The following is a 14147-nucleotide window of genomic DNA, read 5'->3' as shown; positions in this document are numbered from 1 at the left end:
CCGAGGTGGAATGACGTTGCCTGATAAGCTCTGGCGGGGACTTATAACCTATGAAGATCAGCCTTTTAATGAGCCTGCAGTTAATCCGTCTATGATAAAACGCTGCAGGAACAGGTAAATGATCAGTACGGGGGCAACCACCATCACCATGAAGGCAAATACAACGCCCCAATTGGTGCTGTACAGAGTGACGAAGTTAAACACCTGCAGCACAAGCGTCCACTTGGTGCTGTCCGTCATGAGATAGAATGGCCCAAAGAAGTCATTCCACACGGACACCAGCACCACGATAGTTACAGTGACCAGCACCGTTATTAGAAGCGGCAGAATCATTTGAACATAGAGCCGGAAATAGCTGCTCCCTTCCATTAATGCCGCTTCATCCAGTTCACGCGGGATCGACTTCATGAATCCTACCAGCATGAATATAGCAAAGGGCAGCAGCACCGCCGTGTAATACATCACCAGACTGAAGTATGTGCCTTTGATATGCAGATCGCTCATCAGCTTGATCGTCGGAACAATGGAGACCGGGACGATGAGGCCCACAATGAACATATAAAAAGCGCCGCGCAGGAACTTGTCATCCCTCCGTTGAATGACGAAGGCCGCCATGGAAGCAAACAGGTTGACACACACAACTACTGAAGCGGAGATCATCACACTGTTCTTGAATCCGCGCAGAATGTTGGCCTGCTCGAATACATCTCTATAGTTGGACAGCTTCCATGCGGATGGGAGCCCCAGACCAAACAATGCGGATTCTCGGATGTCCTTGAAGGAGTTAACCAGAATCATGAAGAAAGGGATGAGAATGAGAATGGCCAGCGCAAAGGCAACGATTTCTAACACAATCAACCTGCTACGTTTCTCTGTCTGCATCAGTATTCCATCTCCCTCTTCTTCAAGCCCATTAGCACCGGTACACCGATTAAGGTAACCAGTACGAACAGCATCAGATTGACCGCGGTGGCATATCCAAATTGCCCTGTACTGAACATATTCCTTATATAAGTGAAGAATACTTCTGTCGTATACCCTGGTCCGCCATCTGTCAGCACCATCACCATTTCAAAGATTTTCATCGAATTAATCATCGCCAGCAGCACATTCACGGTTAAAGAAGCCGCCAGCAGAGGGAAGACAATGAAGCGGAAGCGTTGCCAATAATGCGCTCCATCCATGGATGAGCTCTCAATTAAATCCTTGGAGATAAATTGCAGGCCTGCAAGATAGACAACCATTGAGAAGCCTGTCACCCGCCACAAATCGGTGACAATGATTGAGAATAAGGCAAATTTCGGATCATTAAGCCAATCCTGGGCCATAAAGCCCAGTCCCACGGAGTTCAAGGCTTGATTAATGATACCGTTCGAGGGATGATAGATGGCCCGGAATATATAGCCAATGACGATCGGCGAGATGACATAGGGCATAAAAAAGATCATACGCAAGAAATTCTTTGCCTTGAGTGCCTCGTTCAGAATCAGTGCCAATCCAAGCCCCAGAACATTCTGGAACACGGTAACTGCAGCTGCAAATATAAGCGTATTCTTAAAAGCGGTCAGCAATCTCGGCTCTTGAAACAACGCCCGGTAATTATCCAGTCCGTTGAAAGATATTGTATCCGCGTTAATGTTCCAGTCGGTAAAGCTGTAATAGAAGCCGATAACGGTCGGCGTTATGAAGAACAGCAGGAATACCGCAAGTGCCGGAAATGCGAAATACAAAGGGTATTTGCTTCCTTTCATGGATGTCTCCCCTTTTCTCTGCTTACTTGAAGCCTTCGAGAAGCTTAGATTTGCCGTCCTTCTCATAGTTGGCTGCGAAATCGTTGTATGCCTTATCCACATCACCGTCGATAAAGAAGATTTGCAGCAGCTTCTGGAAATCTGCAAAGACCGGAGTGAGGCGGTTCTGGATGTTGATTTGGGATTTACCGGCTTCCATCAAGTCTTTGACGGTCTGTTGTACCGGGACCAGCTCCACCTTGGCCTTCTCAAAGATTGGAATTCCCGGAGCGGCAGCATAATACAGATCAGTCATCTCTTGTGTAAGCATGAACTTCACCAACTCGACTGCAGCATCCGCATGTTTGGCTTGTGTAGGAATCATCAGCTGATTCGGTGGCGTAACTACTGCCACTCCCTGATCAGCGTCTGAAGGGAACGGAAAGAAGCCTAACTTATCGTTAACGAACGCTTTGCCGAACTTCTTCTCCAGCTGCGGGACAATGCCGTCCAGATTGAAAACCATTGCGGCTTTGCCTTCGCCAAGCATTGTCTGCATCTCATCAAAGGTACCTGCCAGTACGTTATCCTGATACAAGCCTAAATCAATAAGCTCCTTATGTTTAACAAACAGATTCTTCAGCTCTGGGATCGCATTCATCTTCAGTTCATTCGTCTGCAGCTTAGCCACGCCTTCATCTCCGATGGCAGGGTCCACATTCGATACCCAACCGGTCAGATAGAAGATTTGAGCAGGCCAGCCGTCCTTAACACCTTCATAGAAGGGGGTAACACCCGTTGCTTTGATTTTTTTGGCAATCGTAATGAGGTCGGCATAATTCTTGGGCGGCTCTACGCCAGCTTTTGCAAAAACATCCTTGTTATAGAACACTCCATACATACCGGTAGCTCCATAAGGAACACCATAGATTTTACCGTCCAGGGTCTGGGCTTCCTTCATGGAAGGAATGATTCGGGACCACACATCGGCATCGCCGGACCACTCATACAGCATTTCATCCGCGCGCAGCTTGACGTATTGCTTCGTACCCGGCTGCATCAGGAACAAATCCGGGAAATCACCGGTAGAGAAACGCGTCTTCATCATGTTGTCGAATTCCCCGCCCGGAAGCGCTTGTAGCTCGACTGTATTGCCTGTCTGCTGTTCGAATTCCCCGAACAACTGGGCAAAGGGTGCTGTATCTACCGTATTGGGTATCACGAAGCTAAGCGTAACCGGGTCCTTGGCTTTGGTCTCTGTGGCGCTTGTGTCTGAATTGGCTGTATTGCCGCTTGCGGCTTTACTATTCTGGCTGTTATTCCCTCCGCAACCTGCCAAACCAAGTAATGCCAAAGATACTGCGAGCAACATTGATACCATTTTTATTTTTTTCATTTGCTATAACCTCCCTATTATTCTTGTTCCCTGCTGCTCCTCCATCTTAATGCAAGCGCTTTCTATCTCCCATTCACGATCTTGACCTTTAGTGTTGATTATTTCGACTTTCCTGCAGCTTCCTCCCGAAGAATCAGCGTAATCAACGTACCTGCCCCTTCCCCGCTATCGATCCGGAACTCCACTCTGTTGCTGTAACGAATAGCATAGCGGGTATACACATTACGAATGCCAATCCCTGCACCGGAGGACAAGCTCAGATTTTGTTCCTGCACTACTGGACGCACAAGGTCTGCCCGGATCTTCGCCAGCCGTTCTTCGATGACGCCCACCCCATTATCGCTGACACTCAGATGTACACCGTCCGCATATTTGCGGGCAGTTATCCTAATCATGCCTTTCCCTCTCATCGGCTCAATTCCATGGAAGACTGCGTTCTCGACGAGTGGCTGCAAGGTCATTTTCAACATTGGATAATCGTACAGTTCTTCTTCCACGTCCACACTATAGTGAAACTTCCCCTCAAACCGGAAGCTTTGAATTCTGATATAAGCCTCAATCTGCTCTAATTCCTCACGCAAGGACACTACTTCATCACTGTTCTTGATGTTATAACGGAACATATCTGCCAGTGACTGTGCCATCTCGCTAATCACTTCCACAGCATAATAGTCTGCCATAGCCTTAATACTGTCGAGGGTATTGTAGAGGAAATGCGGATTGATTTGCGAATAGAGCATCGCCAGCTCTGCCTCCTGCAGCTTGATCTGGTATATATATTTGTTCTCAATCAGCATTTGCAATTCATTGCGCATCGCATTGAAATTCACTGCGATCCGGCCGATTTCATCTCTGCGGCTCACATCAAGCCCCGCTGAGAAATCGCCGCGTTTGATCCGGTTGACGCTTTTATGTAAATCAAGAATCGGCTTCGTGATCATTCGACCCAGCAGAATAGAGAGCAGAAAGGTGATCATGAAGGCGAACACGCCTGTATACATAACCGCCGTTTTTATCGAGTGCAGCGGGCTGATAATTTCTTCCTTCGGCATCAGAAGCACAGTTTTCCAGCCCGAATACTCTGAACGTGTATAGGAGATAAAGTAAGGGCTGGCCTCGTGATTAAACCAGAACTTCCCTTGCTTGCCCTCTATACGGGACAGAATATCCTGCATCAGCTGTTCTGTATAACCTTTCGTAACATAAACCGGGATATTGTTCTCATCCAGCACAAGAAATTTACTGTTCCCTGTAAGGTCGGCATGCCGGGAAATGTTGCGGAATAAGCTGTCGCTGTAATCGGCACGAACCACAATGAATTGATCGGGGTTGGCGAAATCGCGAATCAGGATCGCTGTCGAGTAGGCAATGGTCCGCTCTTCGGAGACAACTCCCGAGTCTGGAACGTTAATGAAGTTCACCATTCCGTCCTTGTGCACCGTATCCCTGAACCATCGTTCATTTCTCACTTCAGCCGGTTCCACGGGAACGCTGTTATTGGAAGAACTCAGCATTTCCCCTGTGCTGTAATAGATCCGAAAACGGACGAAGTCCGTGATTGGAGTCGTGTTGAATGTTTTTAGATACAAGTCCTCGAAGCTCTGTCCGATCACAAATCTGCTCTCGCTGTTCATAGAGGCATAGGCGTTGATATCATCTATATATTGCTGATTATAATAGGGAGACAGCAGCAGATTGCGTTTATTGTGCATATCGTTGTCCATATTATTCTCAATCTGGCGCACGATCTGGAAGCTGGCCGTCTCTACTTTCTCCAGCATCGATTTGTAGGAAATATAGTAGGAGGCTGCTCCCACCATGGCAATACAACTAAAAATAATAACCAAATAGCTTAAGAGCAGCGTTGTGCGGATGCCCGAAATCCGGTAGCGGAAATGATTCCATAACTGCATAAACCCACCCTCTCTATGGAGTGAGACACCATAATCATCAGAGCATGTATCTATGAACCTATGATTTATGAATTTTGGGATGGGTCATGGCTAAAGAGAATGTTTGGACTTCCGGCCGCTGACGCTCCTACAGTTCCAAACTTCTCCTCACCACTTTTTCCCATATTCTTAATTTTTCAAGTTCAACTTTTCTTAATCCGGGAGGTGAAGCTATAGGTTCCCGAGCCGACGCGGAAGGCCGCTGCCTCATGCAATTCAGCTTCTGGTGCAGGAATAGATTGAGCCAGCGCATGGGCATCTGTCTCTACCTTGGCCTCGCTGCCCGGAAGGTATACGGTAGCCGTTGTGTTCCCCGGAATGTGTACGGTAAGCCGGAATTCTCCGTCTTCTGCCAGCTGCCACTCCACCTTAAGACTGCCGTACAAGCTTTCGTAGCCTGCTTTAACCGAGGTGATCTTCCCGCCCGGCTGCGGACGGATGATGGAATGCTTGAACCCGGGCTGCTGCGGATCAGTCTCCAGACCCGCCATATAGCGGAACATCCACTCTCCCACAGAGCCAAGGGAATAGTGATTGAAGGAATTCATATCCGGCGTCTGAAACCCGTTCTCCTCGGTCCAGCCATCCCAGCGTTCCCAAATCGTTGTCGCTCCATGTTTGATCGAGTACATCCAGGAGGGGAATTCTTCCTGGGTTAACAGCGAATAGGCCACATCCAATTGTCCATGGTCAGTCAGTGCAGGCAATAGATAACCTACGCCGAGAAAACCTGTAGACAACCGGTTTCCCCGGCCTTCAATATCCTGAACCAGATGCCGGGCAGCCATTGTCTGCTGATCCGGTGTCAAAAGGCCAAATTGCAGCGCAAGTACATACACGGTTTGTGTATTCCCTTGAATACGGCCGTCCGCCGCCACAAAAGCATCCCGGAAAGCACCGGCGATTCCGGCGAACAAGGTCTCAAAACGCTCCTGATCTTCAGGTTTGCCCAGCACCTTGGAAATAAAGGACAGCAGCTTCGTGCTGTAGGCAAAATAGGCGGTAGCCAGCACATCATTAGGTGTATCCGCACCGATAGACAGCCAATCTCCATAGTTGGCATAATCCGGCCGTACCCAATCATCCGACATCGACTCCAGATACTCTACCCAGCGAACCATGGCATCATAATGAGTTTCCAGAACGCGCACGTCCCCGTACATTAGGTATAACGTCCAGGGAATCACGACACCGGCATCCCCCCAGCCCGCGTTATCGGGAGCGAACCAGTCCAGCCGCGTACTCCACATCTTGTAGCGCATCCAGCCGGCATCCGGTGCCACGTCCGTGAATGCGCCGGAAGGCTGCTGGGCATCAATCATATCCCACATGAATTTATTGAAGAAGCGGGACACATCCATATTGTAAGAAGCCGTGCGGGCAAAAATCTGTGCATCCCCCGTCCAGCCGAGCCGTTCATCCCGCTGCGGACAGTCCGTCGGCACGGATAAAAAGTTGCCGCGCTGTCCCCATGTAATATTGGAATACAGCTGATTAACCATCGGATCAGAGGTTTCGAGACTGCCCGATACCGGGGTGTCCGAATGAATCACCTTGCCGGTAATCGTATCCAGATCAGGTTCTCCCGGATATCCGGCCAGCTCGACATAACGGAAACCGTGAAAGGTGAAATGCGGCTCGTACCGCTCCTCGCCTGCGCCCTTCAGAATGTAATGCTCCTGCTGCACCGCCACCCGCAAATTGTCGAGATACATGCTGCCATCGGAATTCAGCATCTCTGCGTGGCTGAGTGTAATTCGCGTCCCGCGTTCACCCTTGACCTTCACTTCCGACCAGCCAACCATATTCTGGCCCATATCATAGATATAGGTTCCGGATTCGGTCTTCCGCACACTTAACGGTTGAATCGTCTTCGTAATCCGGATTGGCGGTTCCATGGACGCTACCAGCAGTCCGTTATATCCCGGCCGGATGTCCGGCAGCTCCCAGCCGGAATCATCATAACCTGCCCGGTCCCAGCCCGGCAGTTCCCGGGTCGCATCATAACTCTCGCCCAGGATCATGTCAGAATACTCTATAGGGCCTCTTGTTGTTTTCCAGCTGTCATCCGTGATGATCCGCTCTTTCGTGCCGTCCTTGTACTCTACAGACATTTGCAGAAAGAGAAAGGGGCGCTCGCCGTATATCTTGTCTGAAATAAAGCCAACCGTTCCTGCATACCAGCCATCGCCCAGAATAACGCCCAAAGCGTTATCCCCCTGCGTCACTCGGTCCGTAACATCGTAGGTCTGAACCTGAACCCGTTTATCGTAATCCGTCCAGCCCGGGGTGAACAGGTCACCTACCTTTTGGCCATTCATTCTCAGATTGTACAGCCCAAGCGCCGTGGCATAGACCACTGCCCGCTTCACTTCAGACCTCAATATAAAGTCCTTGCGGAAAAAGGGCGCAGGCTGCCTGTTCAGATCCGCTTCGGCTTTGCGGCCAATCCATTTGGCCTTCCAGCCGGTACGGGCCAGGATGCCCATACTCCACAGCGCCGGTTCGCTCCAGGCCGATATCTTATGCTGTTCATCCCACACACGGACCTTCCAATAATAGGTGCTTTCGGCCTGAAGCGCCTTACCTTCATAGCTGATATGGGTGGACTCACTGCTGTCCGTCTTGCCGCTGTCCCACATATCGCCTTCATCCTGATCCAGCCCCTCCCGGGTGGCAGTCACCAGAATCTGATACGCAGTCTGTGCTGCAGCCGCCCCTTCTGATTCCAGCCTCCAGAACAGGCGTGGATGCAGCTCGTCGAGTCCCAGCGGATTGTCCAAATATTCAGTCCTGCAGCCTGTAACCGAAATTGTCATCACAAGTTCCTCCATTATTTAGATCAACTCCAGAATTGGTGAAACCCCTTTCAAAAACAGGATCATCGACCCTGCAGTTCGTCACATAAGTGAAGGGAACATTAAAGCGCCGCAGAGTCCGAAGGATTCCATCTTCTGGCGGATCGTTACTTTGTAGCGGAAGGCATCTTCTGCGCTAAATGTGAACCGCCGTGTCGGAGCATAACCAAGCTTTAGCTTCTTCATTATCAATTCCTCCGTGCAATGTAGTTAGAGAGAGGATCAACAGGCCTGCTGAACAGCATCAAGAACTTAACTAAATATAAATATTAACTTAACTTTGTGGGTGTCGTTCAGTGGATTACCTCTTAAGAGCCATAATATCACCAGAAATCAGTGCCGTCAATTGATTTTAGAGAATATTTTAGTTAACACTAACTTAATAATCATTTAAATTAAGTATAATTAATTGTATGTACAAACTTGATTTCACTTAAGTTCAGTAGTAGAATTAACTTGTTTACAGGAATTTTGATGAACGAATGGAGAATCAACCCATGAGGATGGAAGATATTGCGAAGATAGCTAATGTATCCAAAGCAGCAGTCTCCTTGGCCTTAAACGGCAAACCGGGAATCGGGCCTGAGACACGCGACCGGATTCTGCGTATCGCCAAGGATTCGGGCTATGCCGCCCGGATTAAACCTGCGGCTCCAGCCAAACAAGCAAAAACGCTGCTTTTTCTGGCCTTCACCAATTCGGGGATTGTACTGGAGGACTTCTACCAGCAGCCATTTTTCCGTGAATTGATCCAGCATACGGAGGAGCGCGCCCGCTCCAAGGGTTATTCCATGCTCTTCTCCTCTGTAGATATGGAATTCTTCGAGCGTGATATCGAGTTGGTCGCCGATGAGAATTCCGGCAACGGTGTAATCCTGCTCGGCACCAATCTCACCCGGGAGCAAGTTGCCACTATCGCGGCGAAAATGCCCAGCATCGTGGTGCTGGATACCCTGTATGAGACGCTTCCGATTCATTTTGTTGAGATTAATAACATAATGGGCGCTCATCAGGCAGCTGTTCACTTGCATGATATCGGCCATCGCGAAATTGGCTACGTTGCCTCCTCCGTGCGGATTCACAACTTCGACTCACGTAAGCGTGGCTTCAAACGCGCCTTGAAGGAATTAAATCTGGATCTGCCGGACTCTCGCGTGTTTACAGTTTCCCCTACCGTCCTTTCGGTACAGGAATCCTTCAAGGAGCAGCTGTCGGCGTACAAGCAGGCTTCAGGCGGATTCCCGACTGCACTATTCTGTGAGAACGATTATATTGCCATCAGTGTAATGAAGACGCTGGCAGAGCTTGGACTGAATGTTCCTGAGGATGTCTCCGTGATCGGCTTCGATAACATCCGCGAATCCATCGTTGTCTCGCCCGAGCTGACCACCATTCATGTGGAGAAGGAGCTGTTGGCCATTACCGCGGTAGATTTACTCGTAGACTCCATGAGCGGTGACAGCCGCACCAGTGTGAAGACGGTGGTGGACACCCTCTTCACGGAACGTTTGTCCTGTGCAGCACCCGCGGCTGTGACCCCAGCCTAACTGAACGCATAAGGAATCCTTTTCACAGCAAAAAAGCCGCGATAACCTTCAGGGGTTTCGCGGCTTTTTCGAAAGCTACTGATACTTCAGCTCCACACTTACCTGCAAAAGCCGTTCACTCCCGGCCGTTTCTCTTAAGGCAGTATCATCTACAGCCGCTTCCTCCGTACTCAGCCCTTTCCGGTCAGCACCCGATCCGGTTTCCTCGCGTACCTCCCATTGTCTGCTGATCAGCGGGCGCAGCTCTGCAATCTCCTGCGGACTCAAATACAGATGTCTGAGGCTCGTCCCCTCCTGCACGAAATCCTGCTCTATCTTCCGGTTGAACCGGAAATCCAGCAGCCGCTTCAGGCCTCCGATATGCAGGAACTTGAAGGCATATCCGCTGCGGATGGCTTCTTCCCAGGGGTCGCCAAGCTCGGCTGCCGTATCCAGCCGTTCCGCGAAATTCATCTCCTGATCCTTGACCTTGCCCTGCAAAGGGGCGAATTCCCGCCGCCGCAGCCAGTCGATAATAATCTCAGCCGGTTCGCCGCTGGTTAATGCGTTCTCTACCAGCATGGCCACCGGGATGGATAGCTGTACACTGCTCATTGCTCTTCCTCTCCCTTACGTAAATAGTCGTGAAACCAGGCATTCACCTGTTCAAAGCTGTCCACGCGCAGGGACGGTTTGCCAAGCTTAAGCAGGGAATGGTTCGAACCCGGGTAACGGATCAACTTGGCGGTCTTGCCGAGCCGCTTCAGTGCGGTGTAGAATTCCTCAGCCTGACCGACCGGGCAGCGAAAATCGTTCTCTCCATGCATAAGGAGGAGCGGCGTTTCGACGCGGTGCGCATGGGCGAGCGGGGACTTAGACCAGAGCAGGCCGGGATTCTCCGCCGGATTGCCGCCTACGATCCCTTCTGTATAAGAAATGCCGATATCGCTCAGTCCGTAGAAGGACAGCCAGTTGGAAATACAGCGCTGCGATACGGCCGCACGGAATTTGCCCGAGTGGGCAATGATCCAGTTGGTCATGAGTCCGCCATAGCTTCCGCCGGCAATCCCCAGCCGCGCAGCATCGGTATAATCGTAACGTTTCAGCGCCTCATCCACACCGTCCAGCAGATCCTGGCAATCTCCACCGCCGAAGTCTCCCCGGCAGGCCTTGGCGAAATCCTGCCCATACCCGAAGCTGCCGCGCGGGTTCAGCAGCAGAACCGCATACCCTTGCGCCGCCAGCGTCTGCATCTCGTGGCTGTAAGCACCGGTGATCATTGCATGCGGCCCGCCGTGAATGTGAAGGATCAGCGGAATCTGTTTATCCGCTGTAAGCCCGGCAGGCTTGATGATCCAGCCTTGCAGGCGGAGTCCGTCCGACGAGGTGTAGATGAATTCTTCCGGGAGATTTACTTGAAGCTCCGCAAGTATTTCATCGTTATACCCGGTGATCCGATGTTCTTCTCCGGTCTGCACATTCAGACGATATAACTCTCCCGGCCCCGAAGCCTCAAGCGCGGCAAATACCAGATCATGCCCATCTGCAGACAGTGTATATTGATAGATATCTCTACCCTTGCCTGATGTCACTGGCTCATAGGTGCCGTCCGGCGAGAAGCGGTAGACATGGACAGAGCCCTGCATCGTTCCCAGGACATAAATCCATTCCCGGCCGTCAGCTGCAACGACCTGCGGACTGCGGGAAGGCACCGCCGATTTCATACCATTCAGCGCAAAATTGCCCAGCTGCATATCCAGCCCCGGCACTAGCAGCCCGGGGCTGCCGCCCGATGCCGCCACAGTATAGAGCCGGTTGTGGCTGCCGCTGCCGTAAGTCCGGTCACTGGCAATCAGGTACAGCTGGTTGCCGTCCAATGAATAAGCAAGCTGGCTAACAGCCAGGCTGGAGTCCGTTATCTTGACGGGCTGTCCGCCGGTGCGGCTAACCGTGTATACATCGGCGTATTGAAGCAGATCTGCATCCGCCTCTTCCTCTTCCACCTGCTTCGAGATGAAGGAAATCGCCGTGCTGTCCGGCGACCACTCCGGGCCGGTTGCATCCCAGGCCCCTGAGGTCACTAGAGACACGGTATTCGTATCCAGCTCTACAACATACAAGTGGCTGAACATTCCGTCCCACCAGCCTGAGCCTTCCGCTTTGGGCGTAGTCCGCTCGAAGCTGCGCCCCACCCGGCCGGACTGCTCAATGTATTCCTCAATGGACATGTCTTCCCTTCCGGCATCCAGACTGATACGGCTCGTAAAAGCGATATACTTCCCGTCCGGCGACCAGACAAAACCGCCCACCCCCCGCTTGATAGCGGTACGCTGCGTTTCCTCTCCGCCCCCGGCCGGGACCGTCCAGAGCTGCTTCCTTCCTTCCGCAATCCTCACAAAAGCCAGCTGAGAACCGTTAGGCGACCAAGCCGGAGCAGAATCTTGATCTCCTAAGGTCAGGCGTGATTCCCCACGGCCATCCGGCGCAATGATATGAAGCTGCGTAAGATAGTCATTCTTGTCTTTGTCTATAGACGTATGCACGCAGGCTACCGCTCCATCCCGATGGACGGAGGGACTGCTGATCCAATGAAATTGGTATAAATCCTCAGGCAGGATAGGCCGTGTACTCATTTAGGTTCGCTCCCTTTCAGTAGAGCATGTCGTCCCGTGTGAATCACCGGGGCCTGAGACATCTCCTGGCTGGATATTGGAAAATGGCAGGCCGCCAGATGGCCCGGCACATGTTCGGCAAGCGGCGGAGCCTCCTGCCGGCAGATCTCCCGGGCATACGGGCAGCGTGGATGAAACGCGCAGCCGGACGGCGGGTTCGCCGGGCTGGGAATCTCCCCGGAGAGCGGAATCCGCTCCTTGCGCAGCCTCGGATCAGGTACAGGAACTGCCTCAAGCAACGCTTCCGTATATGGATGCAGAGGCCTTGCGAACAGTTCATCCCGGTCCGCCAGCTCCACAATTTTGCCCAGATACATGACCGCAATCCGGTCGCTGATATGCTTCACGGATGGCAGCCCATGGGCAATGAAGATATAGGTGAGCTGGAACCGTGCTTGCAGATCCTTGAGCAGATTGAGGATCTGGGCCTGAATCGACACATCGAGCGCCGATACCGGCTCGTCGCACACGACGAGCTTCGGCTTCATCGCCAGCGCCCGGGCAATGCCGATCCGCTGCCGCTGCCCGCCGCTGAATTCATGCGGGTGGCGGTCAGCCAGATGCGCCCCCAGACCCACCGTCTCCAGCAGGCGGAATACTTCAGCCCTCAGTTCCTTCCCTTTGGCCAGCCCATGCACTTCAAGCGGTTCGGCCACAATATCAAATACCTTCATGCGCGGGTTCAAGGAAGAATACGGGTCCTGGAACACAAACTGCAAATCTCTCCTGACCTTGCGGGTCTCCTCTGCGGATAACGCCGTCAAGTCGCGGCCCTGGAACAGAATCTTCCCTTCCGTCGGCTCAAGCAGCCGCGTAATCATCTGGCCTGTCGTAGATTTCCCGCAGCCCGATTCACCTACTATCCCCAGTGTCTCGCCAGGCATCACCCGGAAGCTTACGCCGTCCACTGCTTTGATGTCCCCGCCTTTGCGGGAGAACCAGCCTTTTTGCTGCGGATAATATTTCTTCAGTCCCTGGACTTCGAGCAATGGCGTCTGTTGTGCGACCCGCCCGATTACGTTCCCGGCTTCATTCATGGTGATACCTCCTCCATACGCAAGCACCGTACCTGATGCCCGCTCGCCTTCTCGCGCAAGTCCGGGTGCACCTTCGTACACTGTTCCTGGGCGTACGGGCAGCGGGGATGAAACGGGCAGCCACCCGGCATTCTAAGCAGGTTCGGCACCGTTCCCGGAATCGAATCCAGCCTCTCCCGCTGCTCATTCAGCTTGGGCAGGGAGGCCAGCAAACCAATCGTATACGGATGCCCCGGCTTCTCGAACAGGTCGAACACATTCGCCTCCTCGACCACTTCCCCGGCGTACATCACGACCACCCGGTCCGCCATCTCGGCCACAACCCCCAGATCATGGGTGATGAGAATAATGCCTGTGTTCTCTTCCTTGCTCAGCTGGCCGATCAGCTTCAGAATTTGCGCCTGGATCGTTACGTCAAGCGCCGTTGTCGGTTCATCGGCGATGAGCAGCTTCGGCTGGCAGGCCAGCGCCATGGCGATCATCACCCGCTGGCGCATCCCGCCGGACAGCTGATGCGGGAAATACCCGGCTACCTTGGCCGCTCCCGGGATGCCGACACGATCCAGCATCTCGATGCTCCGCGCCTTGGCCTCCTGCTTGCTCATCCTCCGGTGCTGCTGAATCACCTCACGGATCTGATTGCCCACTGTGAACACCGGATTGAGCGAACTCATCGGTTCCTGAAAAATCATCGAAATCACATTGCCCCGGTATTTGCGCATCTCCCGCTTGGAGAGCTGGAGTAAATCCTTGCCTTCCAGGCGGATTTCTCCTGCCGTCACTTTCCCCGGCGAACCTACCAGCCCCATGATCGACAAGGAGGTTACACTTTTACCGGAACCGGACTCGCCGACAATGGCCAGCGTTTCACCCCGGCCAACCGTAAAGCTGACCCCGCCCACCGAAGGCACAACTCCGTCCTCCGTTTTGAAAGAGGTATGCAGATTATTGACTTCAAGCAGTTTCGCTGTCATTT

Annotated in this window: 11 protein-coding genes; 1 reads left to right on the top strand and 10 read right to left on the bottom strand. The window is 52.3% G+C overall.

The genetic code is table 11. The annotated features are described in order from the left end of the window. Nucleotides 1-57: 57 nt before the first annotated feature. The 6 genes from B9T62_RS11525 to B9T62_RS11500 form a co-directional block, all read right to left on the bottom strand. Nucleotides 58-882: a carbohydrate ABC transporter permease gene (locus B9T62_RS11525; RefSeq protein WP_087915387.1), complete on the bottom strand. Its 825-nt coding sequence runs from the start codon at nucleotides 880-882 to the stop codon at nucleotides 58-60. Next, on the bottom strand, nucleotides 882-1751 hold the full coding sequence (locus B9T62_RS11520; protein WP_157685577.1) for a carbohydrate ABC transporter permease: 870 nt from the start codon (nucleotides 1749-1751) through the stop codon (nucleotides 882-884). Before B9T62_RS11520 ends, B9T62_RS11525 begins: the two co-directional genes overlap by 1 nt. A 22-nt stretch (nucleotides 1752-1773) precedes the next feature. After that, nucleotides 1774-3126, bottom strand: coding sequence for an ABC transporter substrate-binding protein (locus B9T62_RS11515; RefSeq protein ID WP_087915385.1), 1353 nt, complete (start codon nucleotides 3124-3126; stop codon nucleotides 1774-1776). Nucleotides 3127-3224: 98 nt separating this feature from the next. Then, a complete protein-coding gene (locus tag B9T62_RS11510) occupies nucleotides 3225-5039 on the bottom strand; it encodes a sensor histidine kinase (RefSeq protein ID WP_087915384.1) in 1815 nt (604 codons plus the stop codon). 182 nt (nucleotides 5040-5221) lie between these two features. Beyond that, a complete protein-coding gene (locus B9T62_RS11505) occupies nucleotides 5222-7897 on the bottom strand; it encodes a glycoside hydrolase family 78 protein (RefSeq protein ID WP_087915383.1) in 2676 nt (891 codons plus the stop codon). A gap of 81 nt (nucleotides 7898-7978) precedes the next feature. Next, complete coding sequence (locus tag B9T62_RS11500; RefSeq protein WP_425436727.1) at nucleotides 7979-8122, bottom strand: hypothetical protein; 144 nt, start codon at nucleotides 8120-8122, stop codon at nucleotides 7979-7981. A gap of 311 nt (nucleotides 8123-8433) precedes the next feature. Between B9T62_RS11500 and B9T62_RS11495 the strand changes: the two genes are divergently transcribed. Then, on the top strand, nucleotides 8434-9483 hold the full coding sequence (locus B9T62_RS11495; RefSeq protein WP_087915382.1) for a LacI family DNA-binding transcriptional regulator: 1050 nt from the start codon (nucleotides 8434-8436) through the stop codon (nucleotides 9481-9483). A gap of 75 nt (nucleotides 9484-9558) precedes the next feature. Here the strand turns inward: B9T62_RS11495 and B9T62_RS11490 are convergent, their stop codons facing one another. The 4 genes from B9T62_RS11490 to B9T62_RS11475 are packed head-to-tail and all read right to left on the bottom strand — an operon-like array spanning nucleotide 9559 to nucleotide 14145. After that, complete coding sequence (locus B9T62_RS11490) at nucleotides 9559-10077, bottom strand: hypothetical protein (RefSeq protein ID WP_211296448.1); 519 nt, start codon at nucleotides 10075-10077, stop codon at nucleotides 9559-9561. Then, the gene (locus tag B9T62_RS11485; RefSeq protein ID WP_087915381.1) at nucleotides 10074-12095 is read right to left on the bottom strand and encodes a S9 family peptidase; all 2022 of its coding nucleotides are present in this window, start codon (nucleotides 12093-12095) and stop codon (nucleotides 10074-10076) included. Before B9T62_RS11485 ends, B9T62_RS11490 begins: the two co-directional genes overlap by 4 nt. Then, nucleotides 12092-13171 carry an ABC transporter ATP-binding protein gene (locus B9T62_RS11480; RefSeq protein WP_157685576.1) on the bottom strand — a complete coding sequence of 360 codons (1080 nt, stop codon included), beginning with the start codon at nucleotides 13169-13171 and terminating at the stop codon, nucleotides 12092-12094. The genes B9T62_RS11485 and B9T62_RS11480 overlap by 4 nt, the downstream gene beginning before the upstream one ends. After that, nucleotides 13168-14145, bottom strand: coding sequence for an ABC transporter ATP-binding protein (locus B9T62_RS11475; RefSeq protein ID WP_087915380.1), 978 nt, complete (start codon nucleotides 14143-14145; stop codon nucleotides 13168-13170). Before B9T62_RS11475 ends, B9T62_RS11480 begins: the two co-directional genes overlap by 4 nt. Nucleotides 14146-14147: the final 2 nt, after the last annotated feature.

It is taken from the genome of Paenibacillus donghaensis, assembly GCF_002192415.1.
Taxonomy (GTDB): Bacteria; Bacillota; Bacilli; order Paenibacillales; family Paenibacillaceae; genus Paenibacillus_AQ; species Paenibacillus_AQ donghaensis.
This window is presented reverse-complemented; position numbering and strand designations above follow the sequence as displayed.